At 69.1% G+C, this 18,680-nt stretch carries 14 protein-coding genes; 5 read left to right on the top strand and 9 right to left on the bottom strand.

Annotation, left to right across the window (positions count from 1 at the left end; genetic code table 11):
* Nucleotides 1–5: 5 nt before the first annotated feature.
* Genes DEJ13_RS02375 through dnaK form a run of 3 tightly spaced genes read right to left on the bottom strand, consistent with a single transcriptional unit; the run spans nucleotide 6 to nucleotide 3,576 of the window.
* A complete protein-coding gene (locus tag DEJ13_RS02375; RefSeq protein WP_056123364.1) occupies nucleotides 6–1,010 on the bottom strand; it encodes a DnaJ C-terminal domain-containing protein in 1,005 nt (334 codons plus the stop codon).
* Nucleotides 1,011–1,051: 41 nt separating this feature from the next.
* Nucleotides 1,052–1,705, bottom strand: a complete 654-nt coding sequence (locus DEJ13_RS02370) for a nucleotide exchange factor GrpE (protein ID WP_111107974.1) — start codon at nucleotides 1,703–1,705, stop codon at nucleotides 1,052–1,054.
* A gap of 2 nt (nucleotides 1,706–1,707) precedes the next feature.
* Nucleotides 1,708–3,576: a molecular chaperone DnaK gene (gene dnaK, locus DEJ13_RS02365; RefSeq protein WP_111107975.1), complete on the bottom strand. Its 1,869-nt coding sequence runs from the start codon at nucleotides 3,574–3,576 to the stop codon at nucleotides 1,708–1,710.
* 293 nt (nucleotides 3,577–3,869) lie between these two features.
* Between dnaK and DEJ13_RS02360 the strand changes: the two genes are divergently transcribed.
* The 5 genes from DEJ13_RS02360 to DEJ13_RS02340 all read left to right on the top strand — a co-directional run bounded on the left by DEJ13_RS02360 (nucleotide 3,870) and on the right by DEJ13_RS02340 (nucleotide 10,997).
* Nucleotides 3,870–6,533, top strand: a complete 2,664-nt coding sequence (locus DEJ13_RS02360; protein ID WP_284158131.1) for a hypothetical protein — start codon at nucleotides 3,870–3,872, stop codon at nucleotides 6,531–6,533.
* 151 nt (nucleotides 6,534–6,684) lie between these two features.
* The gene (locus DEJ13_RS02355; protein WP_181437145.1) at nucleotides 6,685–8,103 is read left to right on the top strand and encodes a tyrosine-protein kinase domain-containing protein; all 1,419 of its coding nucleotides are present in this window, start codon (nucleotides 6,685–6,687) and stop codon (nucleotides 8,101–8,103) included.
* Between the two features lie 67 nt (nucleotides 8,104–8,170).
* Nucleotides 8,171–8,602, top strand: coding sequence for a DUF3060 domain-containing protein (locus tag DEJ13_RS02350; RefSeq protein WP_111108101.1), 432 nt, complete (start codon nucleotides 8,171–8,173; stop codon nucleotides 8,600–8,602).
* Nucleotides 8,603–8,740: 138 nt separating this feature from the next.
* On the top strand, nucleotides 8,741–9,802 hold the full coding sequence (locus tag DEJ13_RS02345; protein WP_181437144.1) for an acyltransferase family protein: 1,062 nt from the start codon (nucleotides 8,741–8,743) through the stop codon (nucleotides 9,800–9,802).
* 22 nt (nucleotides 9,803–9,824) lie between these two features.
* Nucleotides 9,825–10,997 carry an ankyrin repeat domain-containing protein gene (locus tag DEJ13_RS02340; RefSeq protein WP_146245328.1) on the top strand — a complete coding sequence of 391 codons (1,173 nt, stop codon included), beginning with the start codon at nucleotides 9,825–9,827 and terminating at the stop codon, nucleotides 10,995–10,997.
* A 72-nt stretch (nucleotides 10,998–11,069) separates the two neighbouring features.
* Here DEJ13_RS02340 and DEJ13_RS02335 read toward each other — a convergent pair whose 3' ends face one another.
* Genes DEJ13_RS02335 through DEJ13_RS02310 form a run of 6 tightly spaced genes read right to left on the bottom strand, consistent with a single transcriptional unit; the run spans nucleotide 11,070 to nucleotide 18,510 of the window.
* Nucleotides 11,070–12,257 carry a family 1 glycosylhydrolase gene (locus tag DEJ13_RS02335; RefSeq protein WP_111108108.1) on the bottom strand — a complete coding sequence of 396 codons (1,188 nt, stop codon included), beginning with the start codon at nucleotides 12,255–12,257 and terminating at the stop codon, nucleotides 11,070–11,072.
* 8 nt (nucleotides 12,258–12,265) lie between these two features.
* On the bottom strand, nucleotides 12,266–13,135 hold the full coding sequence (locus DEJ13_RS02330) for an alpha/beta fold hydrolase (RefSeq protein ID WP_111108098.1): 870 nt from the start codon (nucleotides 13,133–13,135) through the stop codon (nucleotides 12,266–12,268).
* Nucleotides 13,132–14,907: an ABC transporter ATP-binding protein gene (locus DEJ13_RS02325; protein ID WP_258374200.1), complete on the bottom strand. Its 1,776-nt coding sequence runs from the start codon at nucleotides 14,905–14,907 to the stop codon at nucleotides 13,132–13,134. The genes DEJ13_RS02330 and DEJ13_RS02325 overlap by 4 nt, the downstream gene beginning before the upstream one ends.
* A complete protein-coding gene (locus DEJ13_RS02320) occupies nucleotides 14,904–15,836 on the bottom strand; it encodes an ABC transporter permease (protein ID WP_111108097.1) in 933 nt (310 codons plus the stop codon). Before DEJ13_RS02320 ends, DEJ13_RS02325 begins: the two co-directional genes overlap by 4 nt.
* The gene (locus DEJ13_RS02315) at nucleotides 15,833–16,813 is read right to left on the bottom strand and encodes an ABC transporter permease (protein WP_056123389.1); all 981 of its coding nucleotides are present in this window, start codon (nucleotides 16,811–16,813) and stop codon (nucleotides 15,833–15,835) included. The genes DEJ13_RS02320 and DEJ13_RS02315 overlap by 4 nt, the downstream gene beginning before the upstream one ends.
* Nucleotides 16,810–18,510, bottom strand: coding sequence for an ABC transporter substrate-binding protein (locus tag DEJ13_RS02310; RefSeq protein ID WP_258374199.1), 1,701 nt, complete (start codon nucleotides 18,508–18,510; stop codon nucleotides 16,810–16,812). The genes DEJ13_RS02315 and DEJ13_RS02310 overlap by 4 nt, the downstream gene beginning before the upstream one ends.
* Nucleotides 18,511–18,680 lie beyond the last annotated feature (170 nt).

Here is an 18,680-nt window from a genome sequence, read left to right as displayed (position 1 = left end):
GCATGTCAGCTGCGCGCCTTGGCGAGCAGGTCCTCGCGGGGATCCTCGTCAGGCAGGGCCGCCGCGAGTGCCTCGACGGCCTCGCGCGCCTTGTCCGACAGGTGCGAGGGCACCGCCACCTGGACGGTGGCGAGCAGGTCGCCCGTCCCGGTCTTCGTGGTGACCCCACGCCCCTTGACGCGCAGGACACGACCCGAGGGCGTGCCCGGCGCGACCCGGAGCTTGACGGGCTCGCCGCCCAGCGTCGGGACCTGGATCGTCGCGCCGAGCGCTGCCTCGACGAACGTCACGGGGACGTCCACACGGAGGTTCTGCCCGTCGCGTTCGAACACCGGGTGCTTGCGGACGTGCACCGTGACGACCAGGTCGCCACCGTCACCGCCGTCGGGCGACTGCTCGCCGCGACCCCGCAACCGGATCTTCTGCCCGTCGGCGACCCCCGCTGGGATCCGGACGTTCACCGGCCGGCCGTTGCCCTGCGAGAGCTTGACCGTGTCGCCGGCGATCGCCGTGGTGAAGTCGAGCGTCGTCGTCGCGGTGACGTCGCGCCCCTTCGTCGGACCACCGAAGCCGCGGTACCCGCCGGAGGCCTGGCCGAAGCCACCCCCGGCGCCACCACCGAACATGCCGCCGAGGATGTCCTCGAAGCCGTTCCCGCCACCCTGGCCGAAGCGGACACGCTGTCCGCCGCCGCCCTGCTGACCGAACATCCCGCCGAAGACGTCCTCGAACCCGCCGCCCTGGCCTGCGCCACCCGCGGTGAATCGTGCGCCGGAGCCCATCGCACGGACCTGGTCGTACTCGGCCCGCTGGTCCTTGTCGGAGAGCACCGAGTAGGCCTCGCTGATCTCCTTGAAGCGGTTCTCCGCCGCAGCGTCACCCGGGTTGGAGTCCGGGTGGTACTGCCGCGCGAGCTTGCGGTAGGTCTTCTTCAGGTCGGCCTCGGATGCCTTCTTGTCGACACCGAGGACCGCGTAGAAGTCCTTGTCGAACCAGTCCTGACTGGCCACTGGTCCCTACCTTCCTGTTGCGTCCACGGGTGACGGCCGGCTCAGGCCGGGACCGCCACCGCGACCTTGGCCGCACGGAGGACACGCTCACCGAGCTTGTAGCCCGGCTCGACGACGTCCGCCACGGTCTGGCCGGTGGCGCCCGGGGTCGGGAGCTGCACGATCGCCTCGTGGATGTTCGGATCGAAGGCCTCGCCCTTCTCGCCGATCTGCACGAGCTTGAACTTCTCGAAGCCACCGCGGATCTTCTGGCCGATGACCTGCATGGGGCCCTCGGTCAGGTCGCCGTGGGCCTCGGCCCGGGTCAGGTCGTCGAGCGCCGGCAGGAGCGCCCGGACGACCTCGGCGATCGCGACCTCGCGGTTGGCTTCGCGGTCACGCTCGACGCGCTTGCGGAAGTTCACCAGCTCGGCCTGCGCACGGAGCATGTCCGCACGCATCTCGGCGACGAGGTCGCGCTCGTCGGGGCTCAGCTTGTCCTCTTCGATGCCGCGGGCGGCATCGGCCAGGAGTGCTTCGTCCTCGGGGCTGAGGTCGCTCTCGGGACCCCCGGCGGCGGGGCCGTCCGTCGGCACTTCGACGTCCGGCCCCTCTGCCTCGATGAGGTCTTCGGGCTGGGACGCGTTGGTGGCGTCCCCCTCGACCTGGGGCTCCTCGTTGTTCTCGACGTTGTCGTCGTTCGTGGAGTCCGTCATCGTTACTTCTTGTCCTTGTCGTCCTCGTCGTCAACGACCTCGGCGTCGACGATGTCCTCGTCATCGGCCGGCTGCTCGGCGTTCGGCTGCTCGCCGCCCGCGGCACCGGCGGCGCCGGCGTCCTGCTGCGAGTAGATCGCCTGTCCGAGCTTGCCCTGCGACTCGTTGAGCTTGTCGAAGGCGGTCTTCACCGCGTCGTCGTCCTCGCCAGCGAGCGCGGACTTCAGGGCGTCGACGTCGGCCTGCACCTCGGACTTGACGTCCGCGGGGAGCTTGTCGTCGTTCTCCTTGATGAGCTTCTCGATCGAGTAGACGAGCTGCTCGGCCTGGTTGCGACGCTCGTTGGCCTCGCGGCGGGCCTTGTCCTCGGCCGCGTGCTCCTCGGCTTCGCGGACCATGCGCTCGATGTCCTCCTTCGGCAGCGACGAGCCGCCGGAGATGACCATCGACTGCTCCTTGCCGGTGCCCTTGTCCTTCGCGGACACGTGCACGATGCCGTTGGCGTCGATGTCGAACGTGACCTCGACCTGCGGCACGCCACGGGGAGCCGGCGCGATGCCGGTGAGCTCGAAGGTACCGAGCGGCTTGTTGTCGCGGGTGAACTCGCGCTCGCCCTGGAAGACCTGGATCGCGACCGACGGCTGGTTGTCGTCAGCGGTCGTGAAGGTCTCGCTGCGCTTGGTCGGGATCGCGGTGTTGCGGTCGATGAGCTTCGTCATCAGCCCGCCCTTGGTCTCGATGCCGAGCGAGAGCGGCGTGACGTCGATGAGCAGGACGTCCTTGCGCTCGCCCTTCAGCACACCGGCCTGCAGGGCAGCGCCGACGGCGACGACCTCGTCCGGGTTGACGCCCTGGTTCGGCGACTTGCCACCGGTCAGCGACTTGACGACCTCGGCCACGGCGGGCATGCGGGTCGAGCCACCGACGAGGACCACGTGTGCGATGTCGTTGACCGACACGCCCGCTTCCTTGATGACGTCGTTGAAGGGCTTCTTGGTGCGGTCGAGCAGGTCGGAGGTCATCTGCTCGAACTGTGCGCGCGAGATTGTCTCGTCGAGGTTGAGGGGCCCGTCGGCGGTCAGCGTGAGGTACGGCAGCTGAATGCTGGCGCTCATCTGGCTCGACAGTTCCTTCTTGGCCTGCTCCGCCGCTTCCTTCAGACGCTGCTTGGCGATCTTGTCCGTGGACAGGTCGACGCCGTGCTCGTCCTTGAACTTCTTGATCAGGTGGTCGACGATGCGCTGGTCCCAGTCGTCACCACCGAGGCGGTTGTCACCGGAGGTCGCGCGGACCTGGATCGTGGAGAAGTCGTCGTCCTTGCCCACCTCGAGCAGGGAGACGTCGAACGTGCCGCCACCGAGGTCGAAGACCAGGATGAGCTCGTCTTCCTTGCCCTTGTCGAGGCCGTAGGCCAGGGCGGCCGCGGTCGGCTCGTTGATGATGCGGAGGACGTTGAGCCCGGCGATCTCACCGGCGTCCTTGGTGGCCTGGCGCTCGGCGTCGTTGAAGTACGCCGGCACGGTGATGACCGCGTCGGTGACGTCTTCGCCAAGGTACTGCTCGGCGTCGCGCTTGAGCTTGCCGAGGGTGCGGGCCGAGATCTCCTGCGGCGTGTACTTCTTGCCGTCGATCTCGGTCGTCCAGTCGGTGCCCACGTGGCGCTTGACGCTCGCGATGGTGCGGTCGACGTTCGTGACGGCCTGGCGCTTCGCGGTCTCACCGACGAGCACTTCGCCGTCCTTGGTGAACGCGACGATCGACGGCGTGGTGCGGAGCCCCTCGGCGTTCGCGATGACCGTGGGCTCGCCGCCTTCGAGGACCGAGACGACGGAGTTCGTGGTGCCGAGGTCGATGCCTACTGCACGTCCCATGTGGTTGTGCTCCTTCTGTTGGGTGCGTGGTGCTGAAGTCTGCCGGACTTGCGTCCAATGGGCTCAACTCTACTCCTGACAGGAGGCGCGTCAACTCTGGGAGCTGAAAGTTGCGTCTGAGTGACGCAAGTCTTCCCTCGCGCCCGGGCGGGCTGACTACGTACGTGATATTGCGATGCAACATTCCACATGATATTCTGGATGTTCGCGGTCCGCCCTGCCTGGTCGTCCGCGCTCCTCCTGTTTGCCAGACCGATGCACCCGCGGGTGCCCGGCCTCACAGAAAGCACCCCATGCGAAAAATCAGCAAGGCAGTCCTCGCAGCCGGCATGGCCGCTGCGACGATCGCGTCCGGCTTGAGCTTCGGCGTTGCGTCGGCGACGGCTGCACCATCCACGAAGGCCCAGACGAGCGGACCCTGGACCTCGGTCGACGGCTCGCTCGTCGAGTTGCGGAAGGGCACACCTGCCCGCGTCGATCTGCGCTTCCGCATCAACGTCAACTCCTCAGTGGCGGCAGGCGGTCAAGTCATTCTCAGCTCTCCGGCTGGGACGCATTTCTCGAGTTCAGTCGTGGCGAAGGGATTCGATCGCCCGGGAAGCGAGGGAAATGTCGACTGTGTCCTGACGAACTCGCAGCACACGTTGACCTGCGGCTCCGGCGGTACCTCAGGGAGCGGGTACTGGGGCGCCAACCACACGTGGTCCTGGTCGCCCGAGATCGCAGTCGACACCGCCGCCGAAGCAGTGCAGGGCTCAGTGTCCGCCCGGCTCAAAGGGTCCGGCTCGGCTGGCTCTTGGGACCTCACCTCAACCACGCCGGTGAGCGCGGAATCGCTGACGGCGGACGTCGAGTCAGTCTCGGTCCCGGACCGAACCGCGACTCTGAAGGGCTTCGCCGCAGCCGGGACGCAGGTGATCATCAACGACAGCATTCCTGCCGTGGTCAACCCGGACGGTTCCTGGTCCAAGACCCTGACTGGCATGCACCTCGGCAAGCAGGACCTGAAGGTCGAGCAGTGGAAGAACGGCGCGCAGACCGGCGACGCCGTCACCGTCGAGGCGGATCTCGCCGTGGTTCCACTGACCGTCGAGCACCTGTTCACGAAGAACGTGGGCGACCGCGTGAAGGTGTACGGCAGCGGCCAGGCCGACATCGACGTGGTCCTCACCGCGAACGGCAAGAAGTACACGACGCCGATCGGGAGCGACGGGACCTTCGAGTACCTGCTCCCGGCACCGAACAAGGGCGGTGTCACGACGATCACCGCTCGGCAAGAGGTACCCAAGACGGGCGGAGGATCCGACCTCACGGACCCCGTCTCGCACGACATCGACTACGGCATCGGCGTGAGCGTCGTCGAACCCCCGGAGGACTACGAACACGACGGTGGCCCCCTCGAGATGAATGGCCGCGGCCAGTCCGGAGCGACCGTAGTCGTCACCGAGAAGGGCGATCCGGCGCACATCCTCGCCGACAAGGAGGTCCTGAGCAACAACACCTGGACGCTCGAGACCTCGGAGCTGAGCGCCGCTGAGCACACGCTGGTGGTCACCCAGAAGTCCAAGGGCCAGAACGTCACGACCGCCGAGGTGGTCATCAACAAGGGCAAGAACAACGTTGCGGTGCCGACGGGTTCGGTGGCGTTCGATGCTGACGTGTCCGAGAAGGCCACCGCATCCGGCACCGGTGTCGACGGGGCGACCATCACACTGTTCGACGACGCCACGAACAAGCAGATCGGGTCCGCTCCGGTCACGGGCGGTACGTGGTCGACCCCGATCGATGCGCTGGGTGCGGGTAAGCACACCATCCGCGTCGAGCAGTCCGGCATCGAGGGCGTGCAGACCACCACGACCGAGGCTGATTTCGGTGTTGGGGTGGATGTGACGTCGCCGTCGGCGGGGCAGGTCACGCCGGGCGAGGTCCACGTGCAGGGCACGGGGCAGGACGGTGCGAAGATCACCGTCACGGCCGGCGGGGTGACCGAGACCGGCACGGTCACGGGCGGGACGTTCGACGTCCCGATCGAGGTCCCCGCGTCGAAGGACCCGATCGATGTCACCGTGTCGCAGCTGTCCAAGGGCAACCTGACCACCACCGACACGGTGCAGGTCACCCCCGACGGTGCGCAGCAGCTGCAGCGCGTCGCGATCGAGGGCCCCGGCTCCTACGTCAACGGCGTCAACGGCTACGTCACCGGCACCGCGACCCCCTACGCCTCCGTCGAGGTCTCCCACCAGTGGGGCGTCATCAAGACCATCACCGCGGGCAAGGACGGCACGTGGGGGTTCTGGCGCGGGTTCGGCCCCGACGTGGCCTACACGCTGACCGCGAAGCAGACCACGATCAGCGGGCAGAGCTCCACCTCGGACCCGTTCACCCTCGCCCCCGAGGGTGCTGACCAGAACGCTCCGGCCGTGATCACCGGACCCGAGAAGGGCTGGTACGACCCGACCTCTGGCGGCAACCACGTGACCGGCACCGCGGCGCCGAACGCGTCGGTCGAGATCCGCAGCCAGTTCGGCACCGTGAAGACCGTGCCGGCCAACGGATCCGGCCACTGGGAGTTCTACCGCGGGTTCGGCCCGAACGTGGTCTACCAGCTCACCGCGACCCAGACCCGCACCGATGGCACCACCTCGACCTCGGACGTGTTCCTGCTCAAGCCGAAACCGTCCCAGACCTCCCCGGTCATCATCACCGGCCCGATCGATGCCAAGTACGACGTCGCGGCAACCCTGCTGCAGGGCATCGCCTCGCCCGGCGCGACCGTGCAGGTCTCCTCCCAGTGGGGCGTGCTCGACACCGTCACCGCGAACGCGGACGGCGAGTGGTTCTTCTGGCGCGGCTACGGCCCGAACGTGGACTACACGATCACCGCGGTCCAGACCCGCACCGATGGCACCACCACCACCTCCCCGGCCTTCACCATGACCCCGAGAACCACCAACTAACCACCCACCACAACCACCACACACAACGCACCACACAGAGGGGCGCTCCCGCACACGCAGGAGCGCCCCTGCTGTCGTATCTGATTGCGTCTGATATACTTATATCAGGACATCGCACATCAGCGATGACGGATCCCGACTCGGAGTGATGATGACCTTCCTCGACATGCTGCAGACCTGCCGCCGAGCCTGGGTGCTGATCCTGCTCTTCGTGACAGGCGGTCTCGCCGGCGGTGTCGCGGCGACGGTCCTCGTCGATCCGCTGTACCGCGCCGAAGCCGAGCTGTTCATCTCCGTCCGAGCCGCCGGCGACGACGCATCCGAGGTCGTGCAGGGCAACAGCGCCGCACAGCAGAAGGTCACCTCGTACCTCGAGGTGATCCGCAGTGCCACCGTCCTGCAGCCCGTCATCGACCAGCTCCACCTCGACACCGACGTCGCGGAGCTCGCCGACCGCCTCACCGCGCTGTCGCCCGCCAACAGCGTCCTCGTCGACCTCTCCGTCCTCGACCAGGACCCGGCGACCGCGAAGCGCATCGCCGCCGCGACAGCAGAGAGCTTCGCGACCGTCGTCACCGCCAAGCTCGAGCGCCCGATGGACGGCGGCCCCTCCCTCGTCGGCGTGCAGACGATCCAGCCGCCGACCCTGCCGACCGAGCCGGATTCGCCGAACCTCGTCAAGAACATCGCGCTCGGCCTGGTCAGCGGCGTGGCACTCGGGATCGCGGCCGCACTGCTCAAGCAGGCGATGGACACTCGGATCCGCTCCCGCGCCGACATCGAAGCGATCACGTCGAGCCCGGTGCTCGGGGACATCACCTTCGACCCCACCGCCAAGGCTCAGCCCCTCGTCGTGCACGACGACCCGCGGAACCCCCGCGCCGAGGCATTCCGTACGCTCCGTACGAACGTGCAGTTCGTCGAGCTCGACGACGCCAAGCGCACGTTCACGGTGACCTCCGCAATGCCGTCGGAGGGGAAGTCCACGACCGCTGCCAACCTGGCACTGACCTTGGCCGCCGCCGGTGGCCGCGTCGCCCTTGTCGACGCCGACCTCCGCCGTCCCCGTATCGCCGAGATGGTCGGCATCGAGGGCTCGGTCGGCCTGACGGACCTGCTGATCGGCCGGGCGGAACTCGAGGACGTCCTCGTGCCGTGGGGTCGCGGCGGGCTCCATGTCCTGCCGGCCGGGAGCATCCCGCCGAACCCGAGTGAGCTCCTCGCGAGCGAGGCGATGCGCCGGCTGGTCGAGTCGCTGATCGACGACCACGATGCCGTCGTGATCGACGCCCCGCCAGTCCTCCCCGTGACGGATGCAGCCATCCTGAGCCGCCTGACGGGAGGCGCGCTGCTGATCGTCGCAGCGGGCCGGACATCACGCCCGCAGCTCCGTGCCGCGATCGCCACGCTCGAGAACGTCGGCACGCGAGCGCTGGGCGTCGTCATGACCATGCGGCGGACGAAGAAGCACGAGGGCTCGTCGTCCTACTACGTCTACGCCGAGGAGTCCGACGCCCCGGCCCCGGCTGCGCGTCCTGGACGACGCGCCGTGCCCGACCTCGACGCCTGAGCGGGGCGCCCACGACCACCCGGCAACTGCGAACCGACCACCACTCCCCACCCCAACGAAGGAAGTCATGAAGCACCTCAGCCCCCGCAAGTCCATCGCCCTCGGCCTCGGCGTCATCGCCGCGCTGACCTTGACAGGCTGCTCGACCCCGGACACCCCGGCTCCGAGCTCCAAGCCCAGCGTCTCACAGACCCACGAGTCCGTCGACTACGGCACGTGTGTCGACGGACAGGTGACGATCCTGGCGTCGCAGGCGAAGGCCGACGAGGCCGTCGAGGTCGCCGAGTGCCCGTCCGTCGCGATCGTCGGCACTGCGGAGCAGGGTGCGCAGTTCTCGGTCGGTGCCGTCGAGAAGCTCGTCGTCGAAGGCAGCGGCATCACGGTCCACGCCGAGTCCGCCGGTTCGATCGTCGTCCCGGGCAGCGGCAACACCGTGACCCACGGCGGCGAGAGCCAGGTCGAGGACCTCGGCAGCGACAACACGGTGACCGCCGGCTGACCCCGATCAGCCATGCAGGAAGGCCGTCCACATGCTGTGGACGGCCTTCCGTTCGTCCACAACATGCAAAATATGCATTCTTTGCGGTGATGTTGCGCCAGACTGCTGAGACCAGTCCGGCACGTCGAGGGGAACACCGTGGACATCCGCACCTACCGAGGAGTCCAAGCGCTCCGTCTCGTCAGCGCGCTGGTGGTGGTGGCCTTCCATGCCTGCCACTGGTTCAACCGCGATGCAGGGGCGACCGACCGCGCGCCGGAGATCCAGCTCGTGGGGAACCTGTGCGTGTGGACCTTCTTCCTGATCAGCGGCTTCGTGGTCGTACACGTGGTCGACTCCGGCCGCGAACCCGACTGGAAGGTGTTCGCGATCCGTCGAGCGACGCGCATCCTGCCGCTCGCGTGGGCGATGACGGCGATCAAGGTCGCCGCCGCGGTGCTCACTCCCGCAGCGATGTTCGACGGCGGACTCACCCCGACCCGGATCGTCGCATCGCTCCTGCTCGTGCCGTCACGCGACCCGGACGGGGACTTCCGCACGCTGTGGGGCGTCGAGTGGACCCTGGTGTTCGAGGCGGCCTTCTACCTGCTCGTCGCGGTCGCCCTCGCGGTGCGGGTCGATCCGATGCGCCTGCTGACGCCGATCCTCGTCGTGGTCGCCGTGCTCGCGGTCTGGCGTCCGGACGGCGGCAGCGTGCTGTGGTTCTACGCCGACCCGGTGGTGCTGTTCCTGCTGGTGGGGATGTGGATCGGGCGAGCCACCCGGACGGGCAGGGTGCTGCCGACACTCATCGCGAGCGTCGGGGTCAGCGTGGTCTACGGGGTCGTCCAAGCGGCTCGGCGGGAGATGCCGTTCGGCTTCGGAGTACTGGTCTTCCTCGCGCTGTCGGGTGCGTTCGCGTTGCTGATCGCGTCCGAGCGCCGTGTCGGTGCGCGTGTCCCGAACTGGATGGTGCTCGGGGGTGAAGCCGCCTTCGCGATCTACCTGACGCACCCGCTCGTGGCCCAGGCCATCCCCCGGCTGCTCGGCCGCGCCAGCGGATCGGACGTGCCCTGGTGGCCGGTGGTCCTCGCGTCAGTGGCGCTGGCGGTTGCACTCGGGTGGGTGGTGCACCGGTGGATCGACACGCCGCTGGGCCGGGCCCTGCGCCGTCGTCTCGTCCCGAGACCGATCACGCCCCGGCCGCGCGTGACCAGCTGACGCCGCCGACTACGCTCAGAACGTGCGATGGAGTCGAGTGAACTGGCCTGCGGTGGGCTACGTGTCCCTCGAGGACTTCGACGGTGCCGCCGACCACCTCCGCCGCCTGCTCGAGGACGCTCCGCCGACGGTGGCGGCCCTCGCGACCGTCAAGTGGTCGGACTCCCGGGTCGCACGCTGGACGGTCGAGCCGATGCACCGGCACGACGAACCCGCCGACGACGAACCCGCCGCGCTGCCCGACCACGGCGAACCCGACCCGGTCGTCCTGCACGCCGAGGTGCTCGTCCGCAATGACGAAGTGCTCGACACGGCGGACGGACTCTGGCGGCGCTGGAACCACGCGCGCGTGACCATGCGCTTCGCCGACGCGGTCATCGAACCACCGCTGCTCGACCCGACCGGGCTCCTCGCCGGGGATGCCCACCTGCTCCGCGGCGAACTGGAGCACGCGGGCCGCGACACCTGGGAACTCCGCCTGCTCGTCTCCCCCGTCGGCGAGGTCGCGATCCGATTCACGGACGTGTCGGTGGAGGTCAGGAGCGTCGAAGAGTCCGCGTTCACCGGACTCGACGACCGTCCCGGCCGCGGCTGGCACGGGCCGGTACCGGACGGTTGGGTCGAGTGGGCCACCGAGGGTGTCCGCGCCGCCGCCTACGGCGACCTGGGCGGACTGCACCTCGCCGACGACGCCAGCGACGTCGATGACGTGGACCCGCGGTGGGGCTTCGCGCCGATGCACGCGGCGGCGTGGTTCGACCGGCCCGAGATGCTCGAGGAGCTCCTGCGCCGTGGCGCCTCGCTCGAACTGGTGGACGCCGCGGGCCGGACACCGCTGACGCTGGCGATAGACCGCGACGCGCGACGGGCCGTCGCTGTGCTCGCGGCGGCGGGCGCCGACCTCGGCTCGCGGGACGCCGACGGCAACCCGCCCGTCGTCCGGGCAGCCTGGGGTGGTCACGCCGAGGTGGTCCGCATCCTCTGCGACGCCGGCGCCGACACCCGGGCGAGGGGCTCCCGGGGTGCGACCTTGCTCATCGCGGCCGTCGACTCGGGGGACGTCGACACGGTGCGCCAGGTCCTCACCCGCGACGTCGACCGGTACGCCAGGGACGACGAGGGGTCGAGCGCGGCCGACCGCGCCGAGCTGCTGCGCGATGCCGGCCCGGGCGAACTGCTCGGCATCCACCGCTGAACAGCCGGCCACCCCGGTGACGGGTGCCGACCGGACGGGGCGACCAGGGCCTCCAGTCGGACCGCCGGACGATCAGACCGTCAGCGCGTTCGCGCGCGCGACGCCCCCGTACCAGTGCGCGGACGGCTTCGGCGTGCGCTCGAACGTCAGCGGGTCCCACGCCACGAGACCGAAGGTCGGCCGGAACCCGGAGGCCCACTCGTAGTTGTCGAGCAGGGACCAGTGCTGGTAGCCGAGGACCTCGATGCCGTCCTCGATGCAGCGGTGGATGCCCTCGAGGGCGCCCTGCGTGTAGGCCTCGCGTCGGGAGTCGTCCGCGGTCGCGATGCCGTTCTCGGTGATCATGAGCGGCACGTGCCCGGACAGCTCCCACGCACTGCGGAGCCCCTCGGCCGAGGCCTCGGGCCAGAACTCCCAGCCCGTGAGCGTGGTCTCGACGTCGTCCGTGACCGGCAGCGGTCCGGACGGCCCGATGAACGTGCGCGTGTAGGCCTGCACACCGAGGAAGTCGTCCCCGGCCGCCGCTTCGAGGTACCAGTCGTCGCGCGGGTACCCGTACTCGCGCAGCATCGCGTCCGCCCCGGGCTCACCGTTCGAGCGGAAGGCCTGGGTCGCGACGGTCCACCCGGACTGGAGGCCCGACACCTGTCCCAGGACCTCGCGCGACCGCCGGTGGCTGGCCAGCAGGGCGTCGGCGACACCCAGGTCCGGGTTCGGCAGGCCGTAGGCCACCAGGTTCGCAGCGTCCTCGCCGCCGGCGAGCATCGCGGCGATGTTCGGCTCGTTGATCGTGCAGACGTAGCGGACGCCGTCGGCGACGACGGGGAGCGCGGCCTCGGTGTACCGGGCGAACAGGTCGGCGGCGTCGGGTGCACGCCAGAAGCCGTCGCGCTCGAACCAGCGCGGGACCGTGAAGTGCATGAGGGTGACGATCGGCTCGAGGCCGAACTCGTGGCAGGTCTCGACCATGCGGCGGTAGTGGTCGACCTCGGCGCGGCTGACGAACCCGCGCTCGGGCTCGATGCGCGCCCACTCGATGCTGAACCGGTAGGAGTTCAGCCCGAGCTCCGCCGCGATCCGGATGTCGTCGCGGTAGCGGTGGTAGCTGTCGGCCGCGTCCCCGGAGGGCTCGACGATCGTGGTGTCCGGTTCGTGCTCGTGCACCCACCAGTTGCTGTTGACGTTGTTGCCCTCGATCTGGTGGGCGGCGGTGGCGGCACCCCAGAGGAAGCCGTCGGGGAACTGCAGCGTGCTGATGATGGTGCCTTTCAGTGGGCGGACAGGAACCGATCGAAGACCTCGACGGTCCCCTGCGGGTTCTCGATCTGGGGGCCGTGCCAGCTCTCCGGGATGACGACGTACTCGGCGCCGGTGTCCGACGCCATCTGCCGCTGCCACGGGATCGGCCACGCAGTGTCCCACTCGCCGTGCGTGACGAGCACGGGGAGCCCGGTGGCGCGGAGTTCGTCGGAGGCGTCGGTGTGGTCCTCGAGGATGTGCCCGCCGGCCACGACGCTGAGCGGACTCGTGGCGTCGAAGCGGTCGCGGACCATGCGGACGTCGTCGGGGAGTTCCTCGTCGGGGCGGTACGCCCACAGCGGGTTCGTGGAGTCGAACAGCTGGCGCAGGTTGCCGGCGGTGTCGTGCAGGATCGTCAGCTCGGTGACCTTGCGGTAGGGCCAGCCGTACGGGCCGGAGCAGAACTGCACGACGTCGCGGAAGGCGCTCGGGTCCTGGATCGCGGCGGCGCGGACGATCACGCCGCCCAGCGAGTGCCCGATCAGATGCACGGGGGCGCCGTCGTCGAGCAGGCGGGCGACCCGGACGACGTCGGCGGCCTCTTCCTGGAGCGCGTAGTCCCGGGGTTCGGTCGGTGCCGCCGAGTCGGCCTGGCCACGGCGGCTGATCGCGACCGCGGTCCAGCCCGCGTCGCGGAGCAGGGGCATGAAGGTGCGCCAGTCCTCCTTCGAGCCGGTGTACCCGGGGACGACGAGCACGACACCCTTCGACGGGCCCGTCGGGACGACGCGGTAGGCGGTGAGCCGACCGACGGGCAGGTCGATGCCGACGACGTCGACGCCCTCGGGGGTGGGGAGGTGGCCGAACGGCGGGACGGTGGGGAACGCGCGCAGGTTCATGCTGTCAGTCTGCGCCGCGGGTTCGGCACGGCGTCGAGGAGCGCCACCGTGTAGTCGTCCTGCGGGTGCTGCAGCACGTCGGCCGTCCGTCCCCGTTCGACGACCGCGCCGTCGTGCAGCACCATGATGTCGTCGGTGATCAGTCGGGCGCTCAGCAGGTCGTGCGTGATGTAGAGGAGCGAGACGCCCCACTGCTCGCGCAGGTCCTCGAGCAGCGCGAGCACCCCGGCGCGGAGCGTCACGTCGAGCATCGAGACCGGCTCATCGGCGATGATCACCTGCGGGTCGCTCGCGAGCGCCCGGGCGATCACGACGCGCTGCCGCTGCCCGCCGGAGAGCTGGTGCGGGAGCTTCTGCGCGAACTGCTCCACCGGCGTCAGGCCCACGGTCTCGAGCAGTTCGAGGACGCGGTGCCGAGCGTCCTTGCCGCGCAGCCCGGTGTAGTTCACGACCGGACGGGTCAGCGTGTACTCGACCGTGTGCAGCGGGTTGAGCGCCGAGTACGGGTCCTGGAACACCATCTGCACCTCGGAGCGCAGGTCACGCAGCCCGCGCCTGCCGGCACGGGCGACGTCGAGGTCGCCGAACCGGACCGAGCCGGAGCTCGGCTTCTCGACGCCGGTGAGCATCTTGGCGATCGTCGACTTGCCGGAGCCCGACTGGCCGACGAGCGCCAGGGACTGTCCCGGCTCGAGGGTGAACGACACGTCGCGGACGGCGCGGACCGGGTCCTCGCCGCGGCGGGGCGGCGCGTACGTCTTGACGAGGTGCTCGACGGTGATGGGGTTGCGTGCGGCCGATCGTTCGCGGGACCCGACGGTGCTGAAGGACGAGGTCGTCTCCTGTCGCGTCGCGCCGTCGGACGAGCGCAGCGACCGGTCCGGGAAGCCGGGCAGACTGACGACCGAAGCACGAGGGTCGGCGTAGTGCGACAGGAGCATCTGCGTGTACGCGTCCTGCGGGTCGCGCAGGATCTCCCGCGAGCCGCCGTCCTCGACGATGCGCCCCTCGTGCATGACGAGGACGCGCTCGGTGGCCTCGAGGACGATGCCGAGGTCGTGGCTGATGAGCACCGCCGTGAAGCCCTCGGACCGCTGCAGTTCGATGATCGTGTCCATCACCGCGTGCTGCACCAGCACGTCGAGCGCCGTGGTCGGCTCGTCGAACACCATGAGCTGGGGCTCGAGGGACAGCGCGAGGGCGATCGACACGCGCTGTCGCATGCCGCCGGAGAGCTCCCCCGGGAACCGCGCCAGCATCGAGTCCGGCAGTTTCACCTTGCCGACGAGCTCCCGCATCCGGCTGTCCCACCGCTCGCGCGGCACGTGGCCGTGGGCCTTGAAGACGTCGATGAAGTGGTTGCGGATCGTCCGGACCGGGTTGAGCGCGTTCATGCCCGACTGCAGCACCATCGCGAAGCCACCCTGGCGCTGCTGCCGGAGTTCCTCGTCACCGAGGTCGCGGATGTCCTTCCCCGCGAACACGATGCTGCCGCCGTTCGTCCGCGCCGGCGGCTTCTGCAGGCGGGTCAGCGCGTAGCCGAGGGTCGACTTGCCGGACCCGGACTCGCCGACCAGGCCGACGAACTCGCCCTTGCGCAGCTGGAAGGACACGTGGTCGACCGCCTGCACGGCGGTCTGGCCGGACGACTCGTAGACGACCGACAGGTCGCGGACGTCGAGCAGGACGTCGGTCGAGTCGGACGGGAGGCTCGTGGCGGCGCCGGTGGGAGCCTCCAGTCCGGTGGTGGGTGCGGAACGTGCGTCGCTCATGCGGTCGCCTCCTTGCGCTTCGGGCGCGCGCCCTCGCGCAGTCGCGGGTTGGACACGGCGTCGACGCCGAAGTTGATCAGGGTCAGGCTCATCGCCAGGAGGGCGATGCAGAGCCCCGGTGCGAACAGCAGGATCCACTGGCCGGTCAGCAGCGCGTTCGAGTTCTGCGCCCAGTAGAGGATCGTCCCCCAGCTGACGACCGACGAGTCACCGAGGCCGAGGAACTCGAGACCGGCTTCGGCGAGGATCGCGCTGGTCGCGGCGCCGAAGAAGCTGCCGACGATCAGGCTCGTCATGTTCGGCAGGATCTCGCGGAAGACGATGCGCGCCGCACCCTCCCCGGAGAACTGCGCCGCGGTCACGAAGTCGCGGCCGCGCAGTGACTGCGTCTGGCTGCGCAGGACGCGGGCACCCCAGGCCCAGCCGGTGACGACGATCACCGCGATGATGACCGCGATGCCGCCGTTCTGCAGGTAGGCCGCGATGACGATCATCAGGGGCAGGCCCGGAATGACGAGGAACAGGTTGACGATGAAGCCGATGACCTCGGCGACCCAGCCGCGGACGTAGCCCCAGCTGAGGCCGATCGCGACGGCGACGAGCGTGGACAGGATGCCCGCGACCGCGCCGACCATGACCGAGATGCGGGCGCCGTAGATGAGCTGGGAGAGGACGTCCTCGCCGGCGGCGGTGGTGCCCATCCAGTGTGCCCACGTCGCGTCGGCGGAGCGCGCGAAGCCGTTCTGGGACGCGCCGTACGGGGCGAGGAGGGGTGCTGTGAGCGCCACGACGACGAACACGGCGAGGATGACGATGCCGATCCGGGCCTTGGTGTTGCCCCACACGATTCCGAACTGGCGGGCTGCACTCTTCCATCGGGACGGAGCCTGCTGCTCCGGTTCCTGCGTGCGTACTGCGATCGTGGTCATCGGCGCGTCCTCGGGTCCAGGACGCCGTACAGGACGTCCACGATGAAGTTGGCGATGAGCACCGACACGGTGATCATCAGGAAGAGCGCCTGCATGAGCGGGTAGTCCTGCCCGATGACGGCGTTGAAGAGCAGGTAGCCGATGCCCGGGTAGCCGAACACCTGCTCGACCAGCACCGAACCGCCGACGACACCACCGAGTGCCAGGCCGAAGCCCGTCAGGTTCGGCAGGATCGCGTTCCGCGCTGCGTACCGGACGGCCACCGTGCGACCGCGCAGGCCGTTCGCCTCGGCGAAGGTGACGTAGTCGTCGCCGAGGGTGTTGATCATCGCGTTGCGCATGCCGATGATCCAGCCGCCGAGGCTCGTGACCAGGATCGTCAGCGCCGGCAGGATCGCGTGCTGGATGACGTCGCCGATGTACTCACCGTTGAACCCCGGGATGCTCGTCGCCGAGGACGCCCCGGTGGTCGGGAACCAGTGCAGCACGTAGCCCAGGAAGAACAGCAGCAGCAGCGCCGTCCAGAAGTACGGGAACGTCGACATGAAGCTGCCGGACAGCGTCGGCAGCGAGTCGAGCCAGGTGCCGCGCTTCCACGCCGCCGCGACGCCGATCAGGGTGCCGATGACGAACGCCAGGATCGTCACCGCCCCGACCAGGACCAGCGTGTAGGGCAGGGCCTTGCCGACCAGGTCGCCGACGGGCTGCGGGTAGAACGTGTAGCTCACGCCGAAGTCGAGCGTGACGACCTGGTGCAGGTAGCTGACGTACTGGTCCCAGAGGTTGCCGGTCGGGACGCCGAGCTGGGCCTCGATGGCCTTCTTGGTGGCGTCGGTCACCGGGCCGTTCTGGCTGAGCTTCGCCAGGGCGGCGTCGCTCGGGCTGCCCGGCATGAGTCGCGGGAGCACGAAGTTCAGCGTGACCGCGGCCCAGAGGGTCAGGACGAAGAGGACGAGTTTCTGCAGGACGTACTTCACTTCGCTGCCTCCTGCTGCAGGATCTGCCGGCCGGCGGCGCTGTCACGGAGTCGCAGCTTCGTGAAGATCAGCAGCGGTGCGGAGTCGTAGTTCTGCGGTGCCATGTAGGGGTCCTTCGCGGTGGGCCACCCGACGAACTTGCCGGTGTTGAACAGCCCCCAGAGGCCGCCGTAGTACATGCCGATGACGGGCAGGTCGTCGTACACGATCTCCTGCAGCTGGTTCAGGACCTCCTGCTGCTTCGCCGGGTCCGTCGTCGCCTTGTACTCGTCGAGCAGCCGCTGGGTGTCGGCGTTCCGGTACCGCTCGTAGTTGTTCACCGTCGACTTGCCGACCGGCTGGTAGAAGTCGCTGCTGAGCAGGGAGTTGAACGCCTGGTAGACGTCGCCGTTGCCCATGCCGCCCATCGCCATGTCGAACGTGCCGTTGTTGATGTTCTGCTGGTACCCGGCGGGCTGCGGGGCCTGGATCGTCACCTTCACGCCGATGGCCGTCAGGGAACGACGGACCTCCTGCGCGGCGCGGAGCCAGTCCGAGTACCCGTTCGCGGTCATGATGGTGATCGACAGCTGCTTGCCGTCCTTCACGATCTTGCCGCCCTGGTCGGTCCAGCCGGACTTCGCGAACTCACGCTTCGCGGCCTCGACGTCCTGCGTGATCATGCCCCTGTCCGGGATCGCCGGGTTCAGGTACTGCTCCTGGTTCGGCAGGATCAGGCCGGTCTGACCCGCGGCCGCCAGGTTGCCCTCGGACGCGGTCTCGGCGATGTCGTCACGGTTCAGGGCGAGCGAGATGCCCCTGCGGATGTTGACGTCGTCGTACGGCGCCTTCGTCAGGTTCGGGATGAGGCCGATCACGCCGCCGGCCGGGAACCACCACTGGTTCGTGTCGGACGCCGCACCCCAGGTGCCCTTGACGTCGGAGATGAACGAGTACGCCCAGTCGTAGCCGCGCGTGACGGTGTCGAGCTGCGTGTTCGTCGCCGGCAGGATGAGGTGCTTGATCGCGATCTTGCCGGCCTGCCAGTACCGCGGGTTCTTGTCCATCGAGTACTGCTGGTCGGTGTAGTTGCCGAGCACGAACGGGCCGGTGCCGACGGGGTCCGGGTCGCGGAACGTCGTGGGGTCCTTGACCCCGCTCCAGTGCTGCTGGCCGAGGATGTACGTCGCGCCGATGATGTTGAGGCTCGGCACGTCCTCGCTCTTCAGGTGGAAGACGACGTGGTCGCCGTCCCGCTCGATGGTCTTGATGTGCTGCCAGGCGCCCTTGACGTCCATCGCCGGGAACCGCTTCAGCAGGTCGAACGTGAAGACGACGTCCTTCGCTGAGAAGGGCGAGCCGTCGGACCACTCGACGCCGCGGCGGATCGTCATGTCGATCGTGCTGGCGTCCGGCTGGCTCCAGCTGCTGGCGAGCCACGGGGTGCCCTTGCCGTCGAGCGGGTTGATCTCGATGAGCGGCTCGTACATCCACTTGGACGCCGTGCGGGCGTTCGCGATGTACGGGTTGAAGTTGCGGTCGAACAGCGGGTTGCCGCGGTCCGCGTTGATGAGCATCGTGTCCTTGCCGATCGTGGGATCGGGCTCTGATCGGACCTGGATGCTGCAGCCGGTGGCGGCGAGGGCCACGACGGCGATGCCGGCGAGGGCCGCGGCGAGGCGTCCGCGCCGGCGCGTGCGCTGTGGGGGAAGCGTCATTGCTCGGTCGACCTCCGTGTCGAGTGGGTACTGGGACAATGTATGCGCTTACATCGCGTGGCGCAAGCGGGACGGTGCGCACGGCTCGCACGGCTCGCACGGTGCGAGGTTGGCGGCGCGGTGCGGCCCGCACAGTGCGAGGTTCGCGAGTGGTGCAGGGTTGGCCGCGC

The organism is Curtobacterium sp. MCLR17_007, assembly GCF_003234655.2.
In the GTDB taxonomy this organism is placed as follows: Bacteria; Actinomycetota; Actinomycetes; order Actinomycetales; family Microbacteriaceae; genus Curtobacterium.
Note: the sequence above shows the minus strand (reverse complement) of the source record. Positions and strands in the feature narration are given on the sequence as shown.